General features: G+C 53.9%; 20 protein-coding genes and 2 pseudogenes. 19 read left to right on the top strand and 3 right to left on the bottom strand.

The features are described 5' to 3' along the window. Window positions 1-24 precede the first annotated feature (24 nt). The 11 genes and pseudogenes from ACTID9_RS14540 (at window position 25) to bshB2 (ending at window position 8003) form a co-directional block, all read left to right on the top strand. Window positions 25-1122, top strand: coding sequence for an AbrB family transcriptional regulator (locus tag ACTID9_RS14540; RefSeq protein ID WP_441072308.1), 1098 nt, complete (start codon window positions 25-27; stop codon window positions 1120-1122). A 105-nt stretch (window positions 1123-1227) separates the two neighbouring features. Continuing rightward, a complete protein-coding gene (locus ACTID9_RS14535; RefSeq protein ID WP_441072306.1) occupies window positions 1228-2328 on the top strand; it encodes a carbohydrate kinase in 1101 nt (366 codons plus the stop codon). Then, window positions 2321-3238, top strand: coding sequence for a pseudouridine-5'-phosphate glycosidase (locus ACTID9_RS14530; protein ID WP_441072304.1), 918 nt, complete (start codon window positions 2321-2323; stop codon window positions 3236-3238). Before ACTID9_RS14535 ends, ACTID9_RS14530 begins: the two co-directional genes overlap by 8 nt. Before the next feature lie 266 nt (window positions 3239-3504). Then, window positions 3505-4761, top strand: a complete 1257-nt coding sequence (locus ACTID9_RS14525) for an MFS transporter (protein ID WP_441072302.1) — start codon at window positions 3505-3507, stop codon at window positions 4759-4761. Between the two features lie 92 nt (window positions 4762-4853). Then, window positions 4854-5324 (top strand): DUF6884 domain-containing protein, encoded by a 471-nt coding sequence (locus tag ACTID9_RS14520; RefSeq protein WP_441072301.1) that lies wholly within the window; start codon window positions 4854-4856, stop codon window positions 5322-5324. 66 nt (window positions 5325-5390) lie between these two features. Further along, window positions 5391-5819, top strand: coding sequence for an Rrf2 family transcriptional regulator (locus tag ACTID9_RS14515; protein WP_441072299.1), 429 nt, complete (start codon window positions 5391-5393; stop codon window positions 5817-5819). A gap of 195 nt (window positions 5820-6014) precedes the next feature. Further along, entirely contained in the window at window positions 6015-6410 is a 396-nt protein-coding gene (locus tag ACTID9_RS14510) for a hypothetical protein (RefSeq protein WP_441072297.1), read from the top strand. Window positions 6411-6466: 56 nt separating this feature from the next. Continuing rightward, window positions 6467-6586 (top strand): annotated as a pseudogene (locus tag ACTID9_RS14505) (thioredoxin family protein); the annotation flags it as partial. 92 nt (window positions 6587-6678) lie between these two features. After that, window positions 6679-6837: a hypothetical protein gene (locus tag ACTID9_RS14500; RefSeq protein WP_441072296.1), complete on the top strand. Its 159-nt coding sequence runs from the start codon at window positions 6679-6681 to the stop codon at window positions 6835-6837. Window positions 6838-6966: 129 nt separating this feature from the next. Continuing rightward, on the top strand, window positions 6967-7335 hold the full coding sequence (locus tag ACTID9_RS14495) for a YojF family protein (RefSeq protein WP_441072294.1): 369 nt from the start codon (window positions 6967-6969) through the stop codon (window positions 7333-7335). Further along, entirely contained in the window at window positions 7332-8003 is a 672-nt protein-coding gene (gene bshB2 / locus ACTID9_RS14490) for a bacillithiol biosynthesis deacetylase BshB2 (protein ID WP_441072292.1), read from the top strand. Before ACTID9_RS14495 ends, bshB2 begins: the two co-directional genes overlap by 4 nt. A 235-nt stretch (window positions 8004-8238) precedes the next feature. On the opposite strand, the gene ACTID9_RS14485 is transcribed toward bshB2, so the two are convergent. Then, window positions 8239-8733: a MarR family transcriptional regulator gene (locus ACTID9_RS14485; RefSeq protein WP_441072290.1), complete on the bottom strand. Its 495-nt coding sequence runs from the start codon at window positions 8731-8733 to the stop codon at window positions 8239-8241. Between the two features lie 152 nt (window positions 8734-8885). On the opposite strand from ACTID9_RS14485, the gene ACTID9_RS14480 reads away from it, so the two are divergent. Continuing rightward, entirely contained in the window at window positions 8886-9314 is a 429-nt protein-coding gene (locus ACTID9_RS14480; RefSeq protein WP_441072288.1) for an SgcJ/EcaC family oxidoreductase, read from the top strand. Between the two features lie 120 nt (window positions 9315-9434). Here the strand turns inward: ACTID9_RS14480 and ACTID9_RS14475 are convergent, their stop codons facing one another. Continuing rightward, window positions 9435-10844 (bottom strand): sigma-54 interaction domain-containing protein, encoded by a 1410-nt coding sequence (locus ACTID9_RS14475; RefSeq protein ID WP_441072286.1) that lies wholly within the window; start codon window positions 10842-10844, stop codon window positions 9435-9437. Window positions 10845-11101: 257 nt separating this feature from the next. Between ACTID9_RS14475 and pdhA the strand changes: the two genes are divergently transcribed. The 4 genes from pdhA to lpdA are packed head-to-tail and all read left to right on the top strand — an operon-like array spanning window position 11102 to window position 16018. Next, the gene (gene pdhA, locus ACTID9_RS14470) at window positions 11102-12169 is read left to right on the top strand and encodes a pyruvate dehydrogenase (acetyl-transferring) E1 component subunit alpha (protein ID WP_441072284.1); all 1068 of its coding nucleotides are present in this window, start codon (window positions 11102-11104) and stop codon (window positions 12167-12169) included. Then, the gene (locus ACTID9_RS14465) at window positions 12166-13149 is read left to right on the top strand and encodes an alpha-ketoacid dehydrogenase subunit beta (RefSeq protein ID WP_441072282.1); all 984 of its coding nucleotides are present in this window, start codon (window positions 12166-12168) and stop codon (window positions 13147-13149) included. The genes pdhA and ACTID9_RS14465 overlap by 4 nt, the downstream gene beginning before the upstream one ends. Window positions 13150-13168: 19 nt before the next feature. Beyond that, window positions 13169-14590 carry a dihydrolipoamide acetyltransferase family protein gene (locus ACTID9_RS14460; protein ID WP_441072280.1) on the top strand — a complete coding sequence of 474 codons (1422 nt, stop codon included), beginning with the start codon at window positions 13169-13171 and terminating at the stop codon, window positions 14588-14590. Further along, on the top strand, window positions 14591-16018 hold the full coding sequence (lpdA, locus tag ACTID9_RS14455) for a dihydrolipoyl dehydrogenase (protein WP_441072278.1): 1428 nt from the start codon (window positions 14591-14593) through the stop codon (window positions 16016-16018). A gap of 112 nt (window positions 16019-16130) precedes the next feature. Here lpdA and ACTID9_RS14450 read toward each other — a convergent pair. Continuing rightward, window positions 16131-16313 (bottom strand): annotated as a pseudogene (locus ACTID9_RS14450) (hypothetical protein); the annotation flags it as partial. Window positions 16314-16424: 111 nt separating this feature from the next. Between ACTID9_RS14450 and ACTID9_RS14445 the strand changes: the two are divergent. The 3 genes from ACTID9_RS14445 (at window position 16425) to ACTID9_RS14435 (ending at window position 18808) form a co-directional block, all read left to right on the top strand. Then, entirely contained in the window at window positions 16425-17333 is a 909-nt protein-coding gene (locus tag ACTID9_RS14445; RefSeq protein ID WP_441072276.1) for an aldo/keto reductase, read from the top strand. 92 nt (window positions 17334-17425) lie between these two features. Then, the gene (locus tag ACTID9_RS14440) at window positions 17426-17971 is read left to right on the top strand and encodes a PadR family transcriptional regulator (RefSeq protein ID WP_441072274.1); all 546 of its coding nucleotides are present in this window, start codon (window positions 17426-17428) and stop codon (window positions 17969-17971) included. A 417-nt stretch (window positions 17972-18388) separates the two neighbouring features. Continuing rightward, a complete protein-coding gene (locus tag ACTID9_RS14435) occupies window positions 18389-18808 on the top strand; it encodes a VOC family protein (protein WP_441072272.1) in 420 nt (139 codons plus the stop codon). Window positions 18809-18926 lie beyond the last annotated feature (118 nt).

Genomic DNA, 18926 nt, shown 5'->3' with positions numbered 1-18926 from the left:
GGAGAATGGGGGACTTGTCAGACGATGATTACACCAAGATTGAGGGATCGGCGCGCTTCACGCATCTTGCTCACGCTTGTGACAGCGGTCGCAGCAGGGGCGCTATTCAACCTGCTGCACGCGCCGATTCCATGGCTTTTGGGGCCGATGATTGCCGTATTGATCGGGTCGAATGTAAGCAAGGGGCGGTATGAGTGGCCGGGCTATTTGCGAAATGCAGGCATGATCGTGGTCGGCTATACGATCGGGCAATCGTTGACAGTCGCGGCACTGCAAGGAATGTCGCAGCAATTGCCGTACATGCTGCTGATGACGACCGCGCTGCTGCTCTTTTGCGCCGGTCTCTCCTTACTCATCGCAAAACTGTCGGGAACGGATTACAAAACGGCGCTTTTGGGCAGCATTCCAGGGGGATTGACACAGGTGGTGACGCTGGCCGAGGAAACCGAGGGCGTCAATCTCACCGTCGTGACCGTGACACAAGTCATCCGCCTGATGATCATCATCATTTGTGTGCCATTGATTGTCTTCCATACACCGTTTGGCCAAGGGGGTACGGCTGCGGCGCATGAGGCGGTCAAGCAGCACGTTGCCACGGGGAGTGGGATCGAGTGGCTATTGTTTCCCATCGTTTGCATCGTCAGTGCCATCGTCGCGAACAAAATCAAGTTTCCGACCGCTTTTTTGCTCGGTCCGGCATTCGGGACAGCGGCGCTGCAACTGTTTTCGCTGCAAGGACCGTTACTTCCGCCAGTTGCCGTTGATGCCGCTCAGCTTTTGATCGGTACGTACGTTGGCTTGCTTTTGAAGCCGGACATGCTCGCACACAAGGCGCGCACGCTCGGCCTGGCAGTCGGCAACGGACTTTTGCTGGTACTCGGTGCATGGGGGCTGAGCTTGTTGCTGACCAGGCTGCAGCCTGTATCCGGTGCGACGGCGTTGCTCGGCTTGGCCCCTGGCGGGATGGACCAGATGGGCATCATCGCGCATGAGATTCACGCGAATTTGCCGCTGGTGGCCGGTTATCAGTTATTCCGAACGTTTTTTATTTTATTCGTCGTGCCTCCGCTGCTGCGGCTTGTGTTCCAGCTTGTCGCGAGAAAGGCGAAGCAGCCGGACTGAACCTGATCAGCGGAACGGAACCACACGATAGGGAAAAAGCGCTTGTTAAACAAATGTTTGTGTGATAAACTTTTGTTTGCAAGTCGAGAAGGAAGGAGGACCCAGATGGATAAAGAAAAACAAATTCTCCATTACATCCGACAAAACCCGTTTCTTTCCCAGCAAGAGCTGGCTCATTTGATCGGGATTTCACGCTCTGCGGTGGCGGGTTACATCGCGAACCTGACCAAGCGCGGCGAAATAAAAGGACGTGCTTACATTTTGCGGGAAGAGGGGCTCTTAACATGCATCGGCGGCGCCAACCTCGACCGCAAAGCGCACGGCAAACAAAAGGTCAAGCTGCATTCCTCCAACCCGGTGCACATTAGCGAGTCCTGCGGCGGCGTCTCTCGTAACATCGCCGAAAATTTGGGCAGGCTCGGCTTCCATTCCTCACTCATCAGCTGTGTCGGTGACGACAAAGAAGGTGCGTGGGTATTGGAAGAAACGAAAAAGCATGGCGTCGATGTGAGTCAGGTTTGGGTACTCGCGGGCCAACAGACCGGAACTTATACCGCGTTGCTCGATATCGACGGCGAGATGGTCGTCTCGCTCGCAAACATGGATATTTACGATCGCCTGACACCGGAAATGTTCGCGGATAAATGGTCGCACATCGCGGCATCCGCTGCGGTTTTTGCCGATACGAACATTCCTGCGGATTGCCTGCAGTATGTGATCAAACGATGCAAAGAAGACAACATCCCGCTGTACATTGACCCGGTTTCCTCGGCAAAAGCGCAGAAACTGCCGGAGAGACTCGACGGGGTCAAGGCGATTTTGCCCAATAAAGAAGAGGCGGAGCTTCTCGCCCGGATGAAAATCGAATCGGAAGCGGACATCGCCGCCGCTTGCCAAAAAATTCGCGAACGCGGCGTCGAGAGCGTCATCATCACCTTGGGCGAGCAAGGAATCTACTACGCAACGGAAACGGAAAGCCAGCTTTTGGCACCATACCCTGTTGAAGTCGTGGATGTAACAGGCGCTGGCGATGCATTCGCATCGGGCTTCCTTTTTGGCGTAACGGAAGGAGAATCGGTCGCGACAGCTTGCAGGCTGGGCTTGGCCGCCTCCGCGCTCACGCTGCAGACGAACGAATCGGTTTCCCCGCTGCTCAAGTCGGAACACTTATACCAATTCATAAAGGAGAGAACTACACATGAATAACCACTACCTGACGTTTACCGATGAAGTCCGCCACGCGCTCGACAACAATTTGCCGATCGTAGCGCTCGAAACAACGATCATCTCGCACGGTATGCCATATCCGCAAAATATCCAAATGGCGAAAGAAGTGGAGCAAATCATCCGCGACAACGGCGCTGTGCCGGCAACGATCGGCTTTTTGGACGGCAAAATCAAGATCGGCCTGAACGAAAGCGAGCTGGAAGAATTCGCAACGAACAAATCGGTGGCAAAAGTGAGCCGCCGCGACTTGCCGCACATTCTGGCTTCCGGAAAAATCGGCGCCGCTACCGTAGCAGCAACGATGATCGGCGCGGAACTGGCAGGCATCGAAGTGTTCGCAACCGGCGGAATCGGCGGCGTGCATCGCGAAGGGGAAGTGACGTGGGACGTATCGGCTGACCTGACGGAGCTTGCTTCCACCAATGTCGCTGTCGTCTGCGCTGGCTGCAAATCGATCCTCGATATCGGCCGTACGCTGGAATATTTGGAAACGCAAGGGGTGCCGGTTGCAGGCTATCAAACGTCCGAGTTCCCATCGTTCTTCTCCCGCGAGAGCGGCAACCCGGTTGATTTCCGCGTCGATACGCCAGAAGAAGCGGCAGCGATGCTGCATACAAAATGGAACCTCGGCCTGAAAGGCGGAGCGGTGATTGCCAACCCGGTGCCACAAGAAGCGGCGATGGATTTCAATGAAATAGAACAAGTGATTTTGCGTGCGCTGGATGAAGCGAAAGCAAACAACATTACCGGCAAAAACGTTACGCCGTTCCTGCTGGATAAAGTGAAACAGCTTACCGGCGGAAAATCGTTGGAAACCAACATCGCGCTGGTGAAACATAACGCAAAAGTAGCGGCGCAAATCGCAGTTGCTTTGAAAAAACAAGGCTAAAACCGTTTCGCGGACCAAGCGCGAACGGTTGCAAAATCGAGCGCAACGCAAGCAGCATGAAAGCAAAATGCCTATGCTGCTTGCGTTTTTTTCTGTTTTTGCACCTGCAAGCTTCCCAAACTGTTTGTCAATTCGGTAATATAAAGGGTACACGCAAGTCGTTCGCTAGTGGATCGGAAGGGAAAACCGGTACAGGATCATCCGATCGTTGATGGGAGTGACTTGCGGCATCGCGCAATCATCTTGCAAAAGAAAGGGTCCTCGTCATGTCAACTTCAAATGATGCTTCCGCCTCGGGACAGGTGCTGCGGCCAAGCTTACAGCCTGATGTGAAGCCAACGGTCTACAAGATTTTGCTTGCCATCAGCCTGGTCCATCTGTTCAACGACACGATTCAGGCCATCGTGCCGGCCATTCTGCCGATTTTCAAAGATTCGATGCGGCTGACCTACATGCAGTCGGGAATCATCGTGTTTGCGCTGAACATGACCTCTTCCGTCATGCAGCCTGTTGTCGGGATGTTTGCGGACCGGCGTCCGACACCGATCATTTTGCCGATCGGGATGGGCTTTACGTTTCTGGGGGTGCTGGGGCTCGCCCTCGCACCGAATTATTGGCTCGTGCTGCTTTCCGTATTGCTGATCGGCCTTGGTTCTGCCGTATTCCATCCGGAGGCGTCGCGCGTGGCCAACATGGCGGCAGGGTCACGCCGCGGTTTGGCCCAGTCGATCTTCCAGGTCGGCGGCAACTCCGGCCAGTCGCTCGCATCCGTCATGACCGCATTGGTATTCGCCCCGCTCGGCCAAATCGGCGCGATCTGGTTCACGCTTGTCGCAGCATTCGGCATTTTCGTGCAAGGGCAAATTGCCAAATGGTACGGCAATTATTTGCGCACCAACGAGCTTGCGCGCAAGAAAAATGCCGCAAGAGCGATCAGCCCCGAGCGTAAAAAGAAAATCACCTTCGCGATTTACATGCTCATTTTTCTCGTGTTCGCGCGCTCGTGGTACCAGTCCGGCATCACGATCTACTATCCGTTTTACTTGATGGACAAATTCGGGATCAGCCTCGATAAGGCGCAAATGTACATTTTCCTTTATGCGGCCGCTGGTGCGGTCGGGACGTTCATGGGTGGACCGCTGTCCGATACGTTCGGCCGCCGCAACCTGCTGATGTTCTCGCTGCTCGGCACGGCGCCGCTTGCGCTGATTTTGCCGTATGCCAATGCGTTCTGGGCTTACGTCATCCTGTTGTTTAACGGGTTCATCCTGCTGTCGAGCTTTTCCGTGACCGTCGTGTACGCCCAGGATTTGATTCCGGGGAAAGTCGGCACGGTTTCGGGTCTGATCACCGGCCTCGCTTTCGGCTTAGGCGCGCTTGGCGCAGTCGGGCTGGGCGGTTTGATCGACAAATTCGGTCTTGGCTTCGTCATGCAAGCCGTAAGCTTTTTGCCCCTGTTGGGCGTATTGACGCTGTTGCTGCCGTCGGACAAAACATTGAAAGCATGGGCAGATGGCCAGTAACGACATTCAAAAATGTGTGAAGCACGCTGCGGGTGCAGCGTGTTTTTTCTTGGAGCAGGTTTGTCCATGGTAAAGGGGAGGAGAGCGAGCCTATGGAAAAACGAGTGTGCATCATCCCGTGCGGCGCCAAAAAAATATGGGACATCGTGCCGGAAGCGGGACCGACGATGGCCAAAGATGCATACCGCAGCGCGTTTCATCAGGCTTGCCAATCGTACGCCAAAGCTTTTTTTGCCGATTGGCTGATCTTGTCGGCCAAGCATGGGTTCCTTGCACCTGATGATTGGGTCGTGGCCAACTATGATTGCGCGTTTGGCACCGATAATCCGGCGATCATCGGTGTGGAGGCGCTGCGTGAAAGCGCGGCAGCCAAACGGTTGGATCAGTATGGAACGATCGTCCTGCTTGGCGGCAAAAAGTTCGTCCCGGTGCTTGCGCCACTGGTAGGCGAAGGCCAACGGATCGAACGGCCGCTGGCCCATTGCCGGGGGATCGGCACGATGGTGCAGACGTTGAAGCGGGCGGTCGAGGAAGATCGGGAGCTTGATCTTCGGGGGATGTGACCTATTGACGAAATAAACTGTATCCGCTATGATTACAGTATCCTTCTTGAGGAGGAAGTTGGTTCCGTGAACAGTGAATTTACAATCGCCGTGCACAGTTTGGTGTTTCTGGCGTATTTGCCTGAAAGAATGGCGAGCAGTGAGTTGATTGCCAAAAATGTTTCTACCCATCCGGCACGAATCCGCAAGATCATGAGCTGCTTGCGCAAAAGCGGTTTTGTGAAAACAAAGGAAGGCATCGGGGGCGGTTATATCCTCAATTGCAATCCGGAGGAAGTAACATTGGCCCAGCTGTATCGCAGCGTTTCCTGCGGTACGTTGAAGCCGCACTGGTGTACGGGCGATCCCGATCAGGAGTGTCTGGTGTCATCGAACATTCAAGGTGTGATGGATCACATCTTCACTGAAGCTGAAATCTATTTTGCGAATTATCTCAATCAAATCACGATCAGCTCGGTGCTCGAAAAAATCAAGGGGTGCAAGGGAAGTGCCTGACATTTCTCTTCCTGAAAAAAACGAAACAAAGGCTCCGTCATCATCTGTGACGCAGCCACATTTTTACCCTTACTGTAATCTTTTTAATTACAAATCGAGAAATGTACGATGCCGGGCGAAAGGAAAACAGACGCTTTTTTTAATAGTCAAACTGTAATTTATATCCTAACATTTAAAAATCAGGGGTGAAACGTGATGACGATGCAAAACCATTACCAGCTTAGCGTGGGTGATTGGGTCAAGGCAAAGGCGAAAAGCGGTGAATTGCTGCATGGCTTTATCGAATCGGTCGATCTGATGCAAGGGATTGCCAACGTGTATGTGGTCGACAGCGATCTGGCGGACTCGGTAGGAAGATCGGTCGAGCTGTATACGCATAGCGTCGAAAAGTATCCGGTGACCGCGATTGAGACCGAGGAACAAATTCTCGATGCTATCGATCTGGCGCTGCTGACGCGCGACGAGGCGTGGTTTCGCGATTTGTACGCCGACCTGATCATCGCAAGGCAACGATCGGCGGATCGTGAGAAAAAACGAAGCGCTGCGCTGCGGACCCGAAATCGGCTGCGGCCATCGGATATGCCTTCATAAAAGAAGGCTTGGCATAGATCAGAAAAACCCGAATACGATAATGGGAGGTAACACAACAATACGGTGTCATGAGTATCCCTACGCTAGTGCTGTTCCGGGATGGGCAAATGATGGAAACGTTCGTCGGTTACCAGCCGAAAGCGAATCTGCTCAACTTGATCAACCAGCATATCTAAGAGATGCTCCGTACCGGACTGTATCACAATCGTACAGTCCGGTACGGTTTTTTTCCATCGTGCATACATCGAATAGGAAAGGAGGGAAACACATGCAGAAAGCCAATACGTTTCATCGCTATGTTTGCGACCGTTGCATGACCATGGCGCCGACACAGGGCATCTGCCCGAAATGCGGGCATGCTCATATGCGCACGATCATCATTCATCTGCAAGACGGACGCAGAAACGGCACAAGACAAGCAGGCTAATGCCAGCCAAACAGCAGATTGCGCGTTGAAGCGGGTGTTATAGAGGAGCGAAGTGTTCTTCTCTCTGTTTTTTCCAAAACGGACGCGCTACAATGTAAGAAACGGTGTAACGATCAGGAGGAAGGGTCCATGGAGCCGATCCAGAAAGATAAAGTGCAAACGATCATCGAAAGCTTTGCCAATCGCGAAGTGTTTCTCCATATTGAAACGACAGATGGCTCATATGCGGTCCTGCGCGGCGAACGCTCGATTTCGGTCGGGGCTTTCGTGCGGAACGTGCCGATCCGGTTCGAACGCGGCTCGATTGCCGGTGAAGGGCCGTATCGCGTCGGTTTGAAGCTGGCGCACGGCTGGGTGTATGCAGAAGGGTTGACGGATTGGGAAGCAGGGGAGCAAACGCGGTTGCTGCTCGCCGGCCATGATCACGAAGGCCGCCTTTCTGTCGCATTCCAGCTAAGTGCCACACCATTTTCGCATGGAAAGGAGGAAGAGCAATGAAGCCTCATGTACTTGTTGTTTTTCCTCATCCGGACGATGAAACGTTCGGTCTGGGAGGCAGTCTGATTCTTCATGCAAAAGCCGGTACGCCGATCACCTATTTGTGCGGCACGCTCGGTGAAATGGGTCGCCAAATGGGCAGTCCGATCACTGCCAACCGTGAGACGCTTCCGCAAATCCGCAAGCGCGAATTGCAGGAAGCATGCCGCGTGCTCGGCATTTCCGACCTCAGAATGATGGGGTACCATGACAAAATGGTTGAGTTCGAGGATCGAGCAGCGCTTGTCGAGCGGATTTACCAAACGATGCTGGAGATCCACCCAACGGTCGTGTATACGTACTATCCGGGGCATTGCGTGCATCCGGACCATGAAGCGATGGCGGAAGCGACCATCGAGGCGATGATGCGTTTTCCGCTGGCAGAGCGTCCTGTTCTGTATTGCCACGCATTTTCCCACAACCATCTGGAGGTATTGGGTGAGCCTGACCGGCTGGTTGACATCAGCAGTGTCGCTGAAGAAAAGATGCAGGCGATCAAAGCGCACTTTACCCAGACGGCAAAAATGCTGGAGAACATAAAAGAGGAGCTTGCCTCACCGAATTCGCCGATGCGCCGCTGGCTTACGCAGGAGCGCTTTTATACGTATAAATGGCCCGATCAGGCCTGAATAAAACGGCCTTCGCCTTCCAAGAACGGATGAAAAAGGAACACGGTAGACGTGTCATTGTTTTCGAAGCCGTTGGTGGAAAGCGAAGGTCGTTTTTGCTCAGCTTCATGCTCGCCCGGCGCGGATGCACATGCTTTTGCGGACAACCCGTTGCACGAAATGAAACAGCGACTCACCTTGCCACGTCACAGGGAGCCGCTGTTTTTGATTGTTTTTGATCGTTCCTGTTCATCGCTCAGCCTTCATGCTGTTGATCCAATTTTGCCATCTCAGCGAGAGTCAGCTCGTTTGATCGTTTGATGAAATCCAGGATCAAGCGAATTTCTTGTTCGCTGTAGGCAGACAAGAGCTGAACCGTTGCCTGAAAGACGGATTGGAAGAAAGGGGAGATGTGTTGTGCGCCGCCCTCGACCGGTTTGACCAGCACGCGTCTGCGGTCATTGGGGTCTTTGTCCCGCACCACATAACCGGCCTGTTCCAAGCGATCGATCACGCTCGTGACGGCTCCCGTCGTTAATCCGGTGAGTTCCGCCAACCTTCCGGCGGTTGCGGGACCTTCCTGATTCAGAAAATCCAGGCACTTGTGATCGGTGGCGTTCAAACCGAGCTTTTCCGAAATTTTTTGGTGAAACATGACAGCTCTCGCACTATTGCGCCGTAACTCTTGAAGCAGTTCCCACTGGGCTGGCGAAAGAGCAGGCGCAAAAAAGTCAGATTCATTCGTTGACATGACAAAACCTCCGGTGTAAAATGAATAATATCTCGATGCATCAAGATAATTACATGACTAAGATATAGGATCATCTAAGCTATTTTCATTACAAAGCTTACCACAACCAAACATGCACCACAATTCAATCCATGAGCGAAGGAGCGGTTCAAATGAAAAATCAGGAACAAGAAGTAAAAGCGATGCACGAGTTGTTTGCAGCGTTAAGCGAGGCGTGGAATCGAGGGGATGGCGAAGGTTTTGGCGCTTGCTTTACAGATGACGCGGATTATGTCACCTTCATGGGGCAGCATTTGAAGGGGCGAAAGCAAATCGCAGAGGTGCACCAGTGGCTGTTTGCCGGTCCGCTCAAAAGTTCGATTCTGGAATCCAGCGCATTATCCGATTTCCGTCCGCGTTTTGTCACACCGGAAGTCGCAATCGTCCACGCGCTGGGCGAAGCGAAGCTGCCGGAGCCGCATGCGCAGTCAGGCGACCGCGGCTCGATCAATACCAATGTGGTTGTCAAACGTGACGGCGAATGGAAAATCACCGCTTTCCATAATTGCCGGATTCAACAACCACCAGGCGGAAGAGGGTAACAGGGGCGGCAGCCCGGCACGCTTTTGCACATGATCCCGACAAAAGAACGCACGCCTGCCAGCAAACAATGTGCTGGTGGCGTGCGTTTTTCGGTTTCAAAAGAGGAAGACGCTTCCCCGTCACTTGATTCTCAGACTCCGCTTTTTGCGCACCAATGTCGAGATGTTCACACCCAGCTTGTCGGCGCATTCCTGCATCGTCGAGGTCTTCGCCAGCATGCCGCTGATGTACGCCTGCTCGAATCGATGCACCGCATCTTTTAACGAAAGCTCATCATGCGGCTGTGCCATGGCATACGTTGTCGGGGCCGGTTTGGCTGTTCGCATCGATGCAGGCAGATCCTCAACCGAAATTTTGCCGTTGTCACACGTATGATAGGCGCGCTCGATGACGTTTTTCAGCTCGCGGATGTTTCCTGGCCACGCATAGCTGACCAAGCATTCCAGCGCTTCGCCGTCCACGCGTTTTTCCGCCTGGTATTTTTGTTCCAGTTTTTTGAGAAAAGTAAAAATCAGCGCGGGTATGTCCTCGTGCCGCTCCCGCAAGGCTGGTATCGTGATCGACAGGACGTTGAGCCGGTAGTACAAGTCTTGGCGGAACCGCTTTTGCGCCACCATTTCCTCCAAATCGCAATTGGTTGCAGCGATGATCCGCATGTCGACGCGCCGCGATTCCTTTCCCCCCAACCGGCGGATTTTGCCGTCCTGCAACACGTTCAGCAGCTTGACCTGCAGTGGATAGGGCAAATCCCCGATCTCATCCAAAAAAATCGTCCCTTCATGCGCAAGCTCGATGAGGCCTTCCTTCGACTGGTTCGCCCCGGTGAACGCTCCTTTTTCGTAGCCGAACAGCTCGGATTCCAGCAAGTGATCCGGAATCGCGCCACAGTTAATTTTGACAAAATCGCCGCTGCGTCCGCTTTGCTGGTGAACGTAATGGGCCAGCACATCTTTGCCGACGCCTGACTCGCCAAGAAGCAGAAGGGGCGAGTCGTTCTTCGCGAACCGTTCCGCCAGGCCGACGACGCGGTGCATGGCGCTGCTGCGATAGACAAGCTGTGCATCCGCCTCGCCGCTATTCTGGATTTGCTCTAGCGCCTTCTGGAACTGGGAATTGATTTCTTTCGTGTCCTCCAGCTCTTTTTGCAGCTGGTTAAGCTCGGTAATATCCCGCACATTGCCGACGACGAACAAGATTTCCTGGTTTTGATCGAGAACGGGGGTGGCCGTGTTGATCGTCTTGCGTCCATTGCCGTAGTCGATGGCGACGCTGTATGTTTTTTTGGTCTGGATCGCCTTGACGGCGGAGGAATCGGCGACCAGCTTTTTCTCTACCTGCTCGATGAAGCTGTACGTGTCGAGGACGGATGCCTCAATGCCGGTGAGGTGCAGGTACGCTTCGTTGTAGAGGAGAATGTGGCCGTTGCCGTCGCAGATCGCGAGGCCGTCATGGGATGTATTGAAAATCGTGGTGATCAGACGCACCAGCTCGTTGTGATCATTGGTCTGAAAGTATTTGGTTTTAAACAAAACCCGCCCCTCCTTTTCGCCGATAGGTAACTTGCGTACTAAGATGAAAGGGTGAAGCCGCAACCTTCACCGAATAGTCAGAATGAATCATCGATGCGCAAAATTGCATATGCAATTCGAGTGGTTGGTTCATCGCTCTCCTGACGTTTTCTGCACGCTGTCGCGAAAAAACGTTTGGCACGCTACTTGCTTTTTATTGTAAACGATTGCAAGAACATTTGAAATGGGTATGATTCAGATGAAAGCGGGGGATCCGAATGACAGCACTGTATCAAGTGTTGACGCCGGCAGGAGAGCTTCTGGAAAACATCGAAGGGCGTCTGGATGAAAAAACGATTGTGAGCATGTACGAGCAGATGGTGCTGGTACGTGCCTTTGACCGTAAATCGATTCTTTTGCAGCGTCAAGGAAGAATGGGGACGTACGCGCCTTTCGAAGGGCAGGAGGCGTCACAGGTCGGCAGCGCGATCGCGCTCACACCGGGCGATTGGCTGTTCCCTACCTACCGCGACCATGCGGCGGCAATTGTTCATGGACAATCGCTATCACGCGTCTTTTTGTATTGGATGGGACACATGGAGGGCAGTATCAGCCCGGAGGGGAAACACATCATGCCGCCTTGCGTGCCGATCGCGACGCAGATGGTGCACGCCGTCGGTACCGCCTGGGCAAGCAAGCTGAAGCAGGAGCCGCATGTGAGCCTCGCATTTTTCGGTGACGGAGCCAGCTCGGAGGGTGACTTCCATGAAGCGCTGAATTTCGCCGGCGTTTTCAAAACCCCGACGATTTTTCTTTGCCAAAACAACGGGTTTGCGATCAGCGTGCCGTTTTCCCAGCAGTCCTCCTCGGAAACGATCGCGCAGCGCGCAGCCGCCTATGACATCCCGGGCGTGCGCATCGACGGCAATGACGTGTTCGCGGTATGGCTGACCGTGAAAGCGGCGATGGAGCGTGGTTTGCGCGGTGAGGGTCCAACCTTGATCGAGGCTGTTACCCATCGCTACGGCGCTCACACGACAGCGGACGATCCGAAAAAATATCGCGATCAGGACGCGCTGGCCGAAGAGTGGAGAACACAGCGAGATCCAATCTCTCGCTTGAAACGATATATGGAACAAAACGGTTTGTGGGACGACGTGAAGGAAGCTGCGCTGCAAAAGCAGGTGACAGAGCGGATCGACGCCGCATTGGCCGAAGCGGAAAGCTATCCGAAATCAACGCCTGCCGATATGTTCAAGCATGTCTATGCGGAGCCAACCTGGATGGTGAAAGAGCAGGAGCAAGAACTGCAAGAACCTGAGCAAAAGAAAGAGGTGCCGGCATGAGCAGAAAGCTGACGATCATCCAGGCGATTACGGAAGCGATGGAACAAAAACTTACCGATGACTCGCGCGTCATGCTGCTCGGCGAGGACATTGGCGTCAATGGCGGAGTTTTCCGCGCATCGGAAGGGCTGTTGGAAAAATTCGGCCCATCCCGCATCGTCGACACGCCATTAGCGGAGGCAGGCATTATCGGCTCGGCGATCGGTTTGGCGTTAAACGGCATGCTGCCGATCGTGGAAATCCAGTTTCTCGCATTCATTTATCCGGGTTTTGAACAGATTGTCTCCCATGCAGCGCGGATGCGCTACCGTACCCGGGGGCAGTATCATGTGCCGATGGTCATCCGTGCGCCGTATGGAGCCGGCATCCGCGGGCCGGAGCTGCATTCCGAGAGCGTGGAAGCGATGTTTGCCCAGGTGCCGGGATTAAAGGTTGTGGTGCCGGCCACTCCGTATGATGCAAAAGGGCTGCTCATTTCCGCAATCGAAGATCCGGACCCCGTGCTGTTTTTGGAACCGACCAAGATGTATCGCGCGTTCAAGGAAGAAGTGCCGGAAGAGCGCTATCGCGTCCCGCTCGGCGTCGCACGGGTGGTGAAGGAAGGCAGCGATCTTTCCATCTTTGCGTGGGGCGCGATGCTGCGGGTAGCCGAGGACGCGGCGAAGCAAATCGAACGGGAGCGCGGCTGGACGTGTGAGGTGGTCGACCTGCGGACGCTCTATCCGCTGGACCGCGACACGATCGTCCAGTCGGTGAAGAAAACGGGTCGTGCGCTCGTCGTTCACGAGGCGCACAAAACGGCTGGTTTGGGAGCAGAGATCGTCTCGATCATCAACGAGGAAGCGCTGATCTATTTGCGCGCCCCGGTCAAACGGATCGCCGGGTTCGATGTACCCGTGCCGCAGTTTTCCATCGAGGACGACTATTTGCCGACAAGCGGGCGGGTCAAGCAAGGGATCGTAGAGACGATGATGTTCTAGGACAGGAGGAACGGGCGGAATGGTTGAGTTTAAATTCACGGATGTGGGAGAAGGCATGCATGAGGGCGAGATTTTGCGCGTGCTGGTCAAAACAGGTGAGCCAGTGACGCAGGATCAGCCGATTTTCGAGGTGCAGACCGATAAAGTAACGGCGGAACTGACAGCTCCCGTTTCCGGCGTCGTACGCGAGATTTTTTTTGCGGAAGGGGCGACGATCGAGGTCGGGAACACGCTGTTGCTGATCGATACGGGAGCATCGTCAGCAGAGGCAGAGCAGCAAACAAACATGCAGAATTGCGGCACAGCGGAGCCTGGGACAAAAGCAGCAGAAACAGGGAAGCAGCAGGGAACCGCTCCCTTTATGTCTACCGTTCCTGGCTTTCGCAGGGCGCTCGCGACACCATATGTCCGGCAGCTGGCTCGCGAGCTGGCGGTTGACATTGAGCAAGTGCGCGGGACCGGGGCAAGTGGTCGGGTGACAGAAGAGGATGTTCGTTTGTATGCCGCAGGAAAATCAGGCGCAACGGTTGCAGCCAAAACCGAAACAGGCGGATTGTCTGGCAATACGGCGGCAGTGAATGCAAACGGCAGCGGCGCACAAGGGCAGACGGGTGCAGCTCAGCCGGAGAGGAAGCAATCCGGTGTGGAACAGCCGATTTCGGAGCGGCATCGTGAAACGATGCTGCAACGCGAAGCGCAGCCACATCACGATCCAACGGCGAATCGTGAAACGATGCCTCGTCAAGAGCGGCTTCCCTTGCGCGGCATGCGGAAAAAAATCGCGGAGCATATGGTCAAATCTGTTACCATCATTCCGCACGTCACCTCGGTTGACGAGCTGGAGCTGGATCGGTTGATCGCGCTCCGTGAAAGCTTGAAGCCGCACGCAGCCAAGCGCAACATCAAGCTTACCTATCTGCCGTTTTTTATCAAAGCGCTGGTAATCGCATTAAAGGAATTCCCGACCTTCAACGCTTCGATCGATGACGAGACGAATGAAATCATCCTGAAGCATTATTACAACATCGGGATCGCTGTCGATACAGCAGACGGTCTGGTCGTTCCGGTGATCAAGGACGCGGATCGCAAAACGATATTTCAGCTCGCCGAGGAAATCGTCCAGCTGGCTGCGCTGGCACGGGATGGCAAGCTGAAGCGCGAACATATGACAGACGGAACCTTCACGATCAGCAACGTCGGCCCGATCGGCGGGCTTCAGGCGACGCCGATCATCAATCACCCCGAGGTCGCGATTCTTGCTTTGCACAAGCTGGAGAAAAGATGGGTCGTACGGGATGATACGGGTGTCATCCGGCAGATGATGAACACGTCTCTGTCGTTCGACCATCGGCTCATTGACGGCGTGACGGCAGTGCGGTTCACCAACCGGATCAAGGAACTGCTGGAAGAGCCGAATCTATTGATGGCGGAGATGGTATAGATGGTAGTCGGAGAAGTGGCAGTCGAAACAGATGTAATCGTCATCGGCGGCGGGCCGGGTGGATATGCTGCTGCCATCCGCCTCGGCCAGCTGGGGCATTCGGTCGTTTTGGTCGAAAAAGCACAGCTGGGCGGCGTCTGTCTCAACCGCGGGTGCATCCCTTCCAAGGCGCTGATCCATGCAGCGGGTGAATTTCACAAGCTGCAGAGCCTGGCCAAGCTCGGCATCCGCTTGCCGGCAGGTGAAGCGCAGTTCGATTTGCAAGGGTGGCAGGAATGGAAGGGCGCGGTGGTCGGCCAGTTGACGAAAGGTGTCTCGCAGCTTTGCCAAGCCAACGGCGTAACGGTCGTTTATGGCGAGGCGGCTTTTATGGCAGGCAATCGCGTAGGGGTGGAAACGGGCGGCGACTTCGAGGTTTACAAGTTTGGGCAGGCGATTATTGCGACAGGCTCGCGACCGCTGATCCCCGGATTTGTGCAGGTGGACGGCACGCATGTGCTCGATTCCACGGATGTGCTCCAACTCGAAGAAGTCCCTGCGAGCCTCGCCATCATCGGTGGCGGCTACATCGGGATGGAACTCGGGATGGCACTCGCCAAGCTGGGAAGCAAAATTACCATCGTCGAAGCGGCTGAGCGAATTTTGCCGCAGGTGGCGCCGCATTTGGCCGCAGAAGTGGCGAAACAGGCGAAAAAGCTCGGCATCACGGTAAAAACGGCAACGAAAGTGCAAGCGGTAGAAGTCGTGGATCAGAAGGTGGAGATGACTGTCTTTTCCGAGGCGGACGGGGAGGAGCGACTCCACGCCGAGAAAGCGCTCGTTACCATCGGGCGGATTCCAAACACCGCAAGCATCGGATTGGAGCAGGCACAAGTAGCGACTGACTCGCGCGGGTACATACCGGTGGATGAACAGTGCCGGACCAATCAGCCGCACATTTATGCGATCGGCGACGTGACACCGGGCCCGGCACTTGCCCACCGTGCAACAAAGCAAGGAATCGTCGCGGCAGAAGCGATCAGCGGCTTGCCCAGCGCAGTCGACTCGCCGCTCGTCCCATACGTGATCTTCACAGAACCGCAGGTGGCCGGAGTCGGTTTGACTCGCGCCGAGGCGGAAGCGCAAGGATATCAGGTAAAGACGGCTTCCTTCCCGTATCGGGCAAACGGCCGAGCGCTTGCAACCCTGGAGCCGGACGGTTTTGCGGAAGTGATCGTCGATGCCGACAGCCACCTGCTGCTCGGAATGCATGTCGTCGGCGCAGATGCTTCGAATTTGATCGGGGAAGGCGCGCTTGCGCTGGAATTGGCCGCACGCGTCGAAGATGTCGCGCTGACGATGCATCCGCATCCGACACTCAGTGAAATATGGGTAGAGGCAGCGGCACACGTGCTCGGACATGCAATCCATGTCGTCCCGAAAAAATGAGTGAGGTTGCCTAGAGAAAGCAGTCCGCGTTTCTTCAATAAAAACGTGGCGGTTCAGAACATCCAATCAATGTTCTGGGCGGCCACGTTTTTTTCGTTTCAAACACAATTTACTACGGTGTGTTCTTCTTCGCCGCCCCACCGGTTTTTTTATTTTCTTCGATTTCCAAGATGGTAATATTCAGCTGCGCGTTGTATTCTTCATAGCGCAATGTGACGGTTTTTCCCTGCTCCCATCTGCCTGAGCCGGAAGTAAACCAATAATGCGCCATGTTCTCAGGGTTTACGAACGCTTCGAATACATCGGTTGCAGCTTACGGGCAGAAGTCATTTTCAAAAAAAGAATGGATTGATGGTACAATAAGAAGCAATGACGAATGTGTGCGACGGGAATGGAGGAGACCGCGATGAAGTACAACAAACTGGGACCATCCGAGCTTGTGGTCAGCGAAATCGGCTTTGGATGCATGTCGATCGGCACGGATGAGCCAAAAGCGCTCTCGCTTTTGCATGAAGCGATGGATCTTGGCGTCAATTTTTTCGATACGTCCGATTTATATGATTATGGACAAAACGAAGTGCTGCTGGGCAAAGCGATCAAGGGCAGACGGGACAAGCTCGTGGTGGCGACAAAAGTGGGCAACAGAAGAATCCCGGGAAAAGAGGGCTGGGTTTGGGACCCGACCAAAGCCTACATCAAGGAAGCGGTCAAAGGCAACCTGCAGCGCTTGCAAACCGATTACATCGATCTGTACCAGCTGCATGGCGGCACATTGGAAGACAATATCGACGAGACGATCGAGGCGTTTGAAGAGCTGAAACGCGAAGGCGTCATCCGCTATTACGGCATCTCTTCGATCCGCCCCAATGTGATTCGCGAGTATGTGAAACGCTCCCGGATCGTCAGTTTGATGACGCAGTACAGCATTCTCGATCGTCGACCGGAAGAAGAGGTGCTGCCGCTTTTGGAGCAGCACGGCATCAACGCGATCGTTCGCGGACCAGTGGCAAGCGGGCTGATCAGCGAGCGCTTTCGGGAAAAGGCGCAAGAAGGATACCTTGATTACAGCCGTGACGCGCTCATCGCCATGCTGGATAAGCTGGAGGAGCTTGCCGATGACAGCCGTTCCTTATCGCAAATCGCACTTCGCTATGCACTCGCACACCCTGCCGTCGCGACGGTGATTCCCGGAGCAAGCAGACCGGAGCAGCTTTTGGCGAACGCAGCGGCAGGACATGTACAGCTGCAAGCCGATGAAATCGAGTGGATTCGCACCATCAGCAAAGCGAACCGGTATGTCCAGCACCACAGCTAGGCGTAAAAAACAGCAGTTGCCAAACAGACGAGCTGATACTATAGTAAAATGAACCTATGTTATTTTTGTTCATGAAAAGAGGAGTTGTTGTCATGAGCCCAATTCGTTATGCGCTGTTGTCGTTATTGGCGCGTGAGCCGCTCAGCGGGTACGATATCAAGCAGCAGATGAACAATCGGCTGGGACCGTTTTGGAAAGCCGGCAGCAACCAGGTTTATCCGGAATTGGCGAAAATGGAGGAAGAAGGGCTCATCAGGCTGCAAGGCGTTGAGCAGCTTACATACCGCCCAGCGCGGAAAGTATACGAAATAACCGAAAGCGGACGCCAAGCCATCATCGAATGGACGATGGAACCTGGAGAAGTCGAGCATATCCGCGATAATTTTTTGCTCAAAGCGTACAACTCCTGGTTGGTCGCGCCGGAAAAAATGCATGAACAGCTCGCATGGATCAAAAAACAGCACGAAGAAAGGCTGGCAGCCTATCTTGAAAAATTAGCCGAGCTTGAAACGATGCGAACGCCCGGCAATGAGCAAGATCCGATCGCCTCAAGCCTCTCGGTAGTAGAATTCGGCGTGGAGTACGAGCGGCTTTATATCAAATGGTGCGAACGATTGATGGCAAAACAGCAGCAGTAATCAGTCACATGCACAGGGAAGCAGCCGATCCGACAGGTGGGAGCGTTGAATGACCGTCCTGTTGGATCGGCTGTTTTTTTCGATTTAATATGCTGAAGTTGAACGAAAGTACCAAAAATGGCGCACAGGTAAAAATCAACCATCGAATCCACATTAGTTCTATATCTACAATCAGAAGTAACGAAATCCCCGCTACGATTTTTCCTGCCCCAACTCACTCCCACCACATCGCAATTTCTCGCCCTTCGATCAAACTCTCTAAAAAGGGAAATCTATCATCCCCGCTTGTCCACTGTCAATCCTTTCTTCCCACATCAAGCCAGCAAGACCGCAATCGAGAAGAAACCATCTGCCACATCCTGTGATAAAGTAGGTAGCATCTTAGAAGAGTTCAATCATTCGATGAGGTGATCGTGAATGGGAGCAACAGCAAAACAAATTTTCGTCAACCTGCCTGTTAAAGATTTGAACGCAACGATGGAGTTTTTCGCAAAAGTCGGCTTTGAATTCAATCCGCAATTCACGGATCAAAACGCCGCCTGCATGATCATCGGCGAAAATAGTTACGCCATGCTGCTGGTTGAAGCGTTTTTCAAGACGTTTACCAAAAAAGACATCATCGATACGACAACCGGTACGGAAGTGATCGTAGCCGTATCCGTCGAGAGCAAGGAACAAGTCGACGAGCTTGTGTCAAAAGCGCTCGCGGCAGGCGGCAAGCCTTTCAATGATCCGGTATCGCATGGGGATTTCATGTACACCTGGAGCTTCCAGGATCTCGACGGACACTTGTGGGAAGTGCTGTATATGAATGAGAGTGCGGTTAACCAGGAGTAGAATGCGCCTGTGATTGTACTGTACTCGTTCCATTCTATGATTATGTAAAGAATGTCCTTCCTAATGGATGGGGTCTTAGCTCAAGTTGGAAAGACGAATCGCTAAGGGCTGGGGCTTT

Origin of the sequence: Brevibacillus fluminis, assembly GCF_052072235.1 — a bacterium.
Taxonomy (GTDB): Bacteria; Bacillota; Bacilli; order Brevibacillales; family Brevibacillaceae; genus Brevibacillus_D; species Brevibacillus_D fluminis_A.
The sequence above is the reverse complement of the archived record's forward strand: the minus strand, read 5'-3'. Positions and strand labels throughout refer to the sequence as shown.

Coding starts and splice junctions, on each gene's coding strand:
- bshB2 (WP_441072292.1), top strand. CDS start 7,332: ATGAAGCCTCATGTACTTGTTGTTTTTCCTCATCCGGACGATGAAACG.
- ACTID9_RS14540 (WP_441072308.1), top strand. CDS start 25: ATGATTACACCAAGATTGAGGGATCGGCGCGCTTCACGCATCTTGCTC.
- ACTID9_RS14465 (WP_441072282.1), top strand. CDS start 12,166: ATGAGCAGAAAGCTGACGATCATCCAGGCGATTACGGAAGCGATGGAA.
- ACTID9_RS14445 (WP_441072276.1), top strand. CDS start 16,425: ATGAAGTACAACAAACTGGGACCATCCGAGCTTGTGGTCAGCGAAATC.
- ACTID9_RS14500 (WP_441072296.1), top strand. CDS start 6,679: ATGCAGAAAGCCAATACGTTTCATCGCTATGTTTGCGACCGTTGCATG.
- ACTID9_RS14530 (WP_441072304.1), top strand. CDS start 2,321: ATGAATAACCACTACCTGACGTTTACCGATGAAGTCCGCCACGCGCTC.
- ACTID9_RS14485 (WP_441072290.1), bottom strand. CDS start 8,733: ATGTCAACGAATGAATCTGACTTTTTTGCGCCTGCTCTTTCGCCAGCC.
- ACTID9_RS14435 (WP_441072272.1), top strand. CDS start 18,389: ATGGGAGCAACAGCAAAACAAATTTTCGTCAACCTGCCTGTTAAAGAT.
- ACTID9_RS14535 (WP_441072306.1), top strand. CDS start 1,228: ATGGATAAAGAAAAACAAATTCTCCATTACATCCGACAAAACCCGTTT.
- ACTID9_RS14480 (WP_441072288.1), top strand. CDS start 8,886: ATGAAAAATCAGGAACAAGAAGTAAAAGCGATGCACGAGTTGTTTGCA.
- ACTID9_RS14520 (WP_441072301.1), top strand. CDS start 4,854: ATGGAAAAACGAGTGTGCATCATCCCGTGCGGCGCCAAAAAAATATGG.
- ACTID9_RS14510 (WP_441072297.1), top strand. CDS start 6,015: ATGACGATGCAAAACCATTACCAGCTTAGCGTGGGTGATTGGGTCAAG.
- ACTID9_RS14495 (WP_441072294.1), top strand. CDS start 6,967: ATGGAGCCGATCCAGAAAGATAAAGTGCAAACGATCATCGAAAGCTTT.
- ACTID9_RS14440 (WP_441072274.1), top strand. CDS start 17,426: ATGAGCCCAATTCGTTATGCGCTGTTGTCGTTATTGGCGCGTGAGCCG.
- lpdA (WP_441072278.1), top strand. CDS start 14,591: ATGGTAGTCGGAGAAGTGGCAGTCGAAACAGATGTAATCGTCATCGGC.
- ACTID9_RS14460 (WP_441072280.1), top strand. CDS start 13,169: ATGGTTGAGTTTAAATTCACGGATGTGGGAGAAGGCATGCATGAGGGC.
- ACTID9_RS14525 (WP_441072302.1), top strand. CDS start 3,505: ATGTCAACTTCAAATGATGCTTCCGCCTCGGGACAGGTGCTGCGGCCA.
- pdhA (WP_441072284.1), top strand. CDS start 11,102: ATGACAGCACTGTATCAAGTGTTGACGCCGGCAGGAGAGCTTCTGGAA.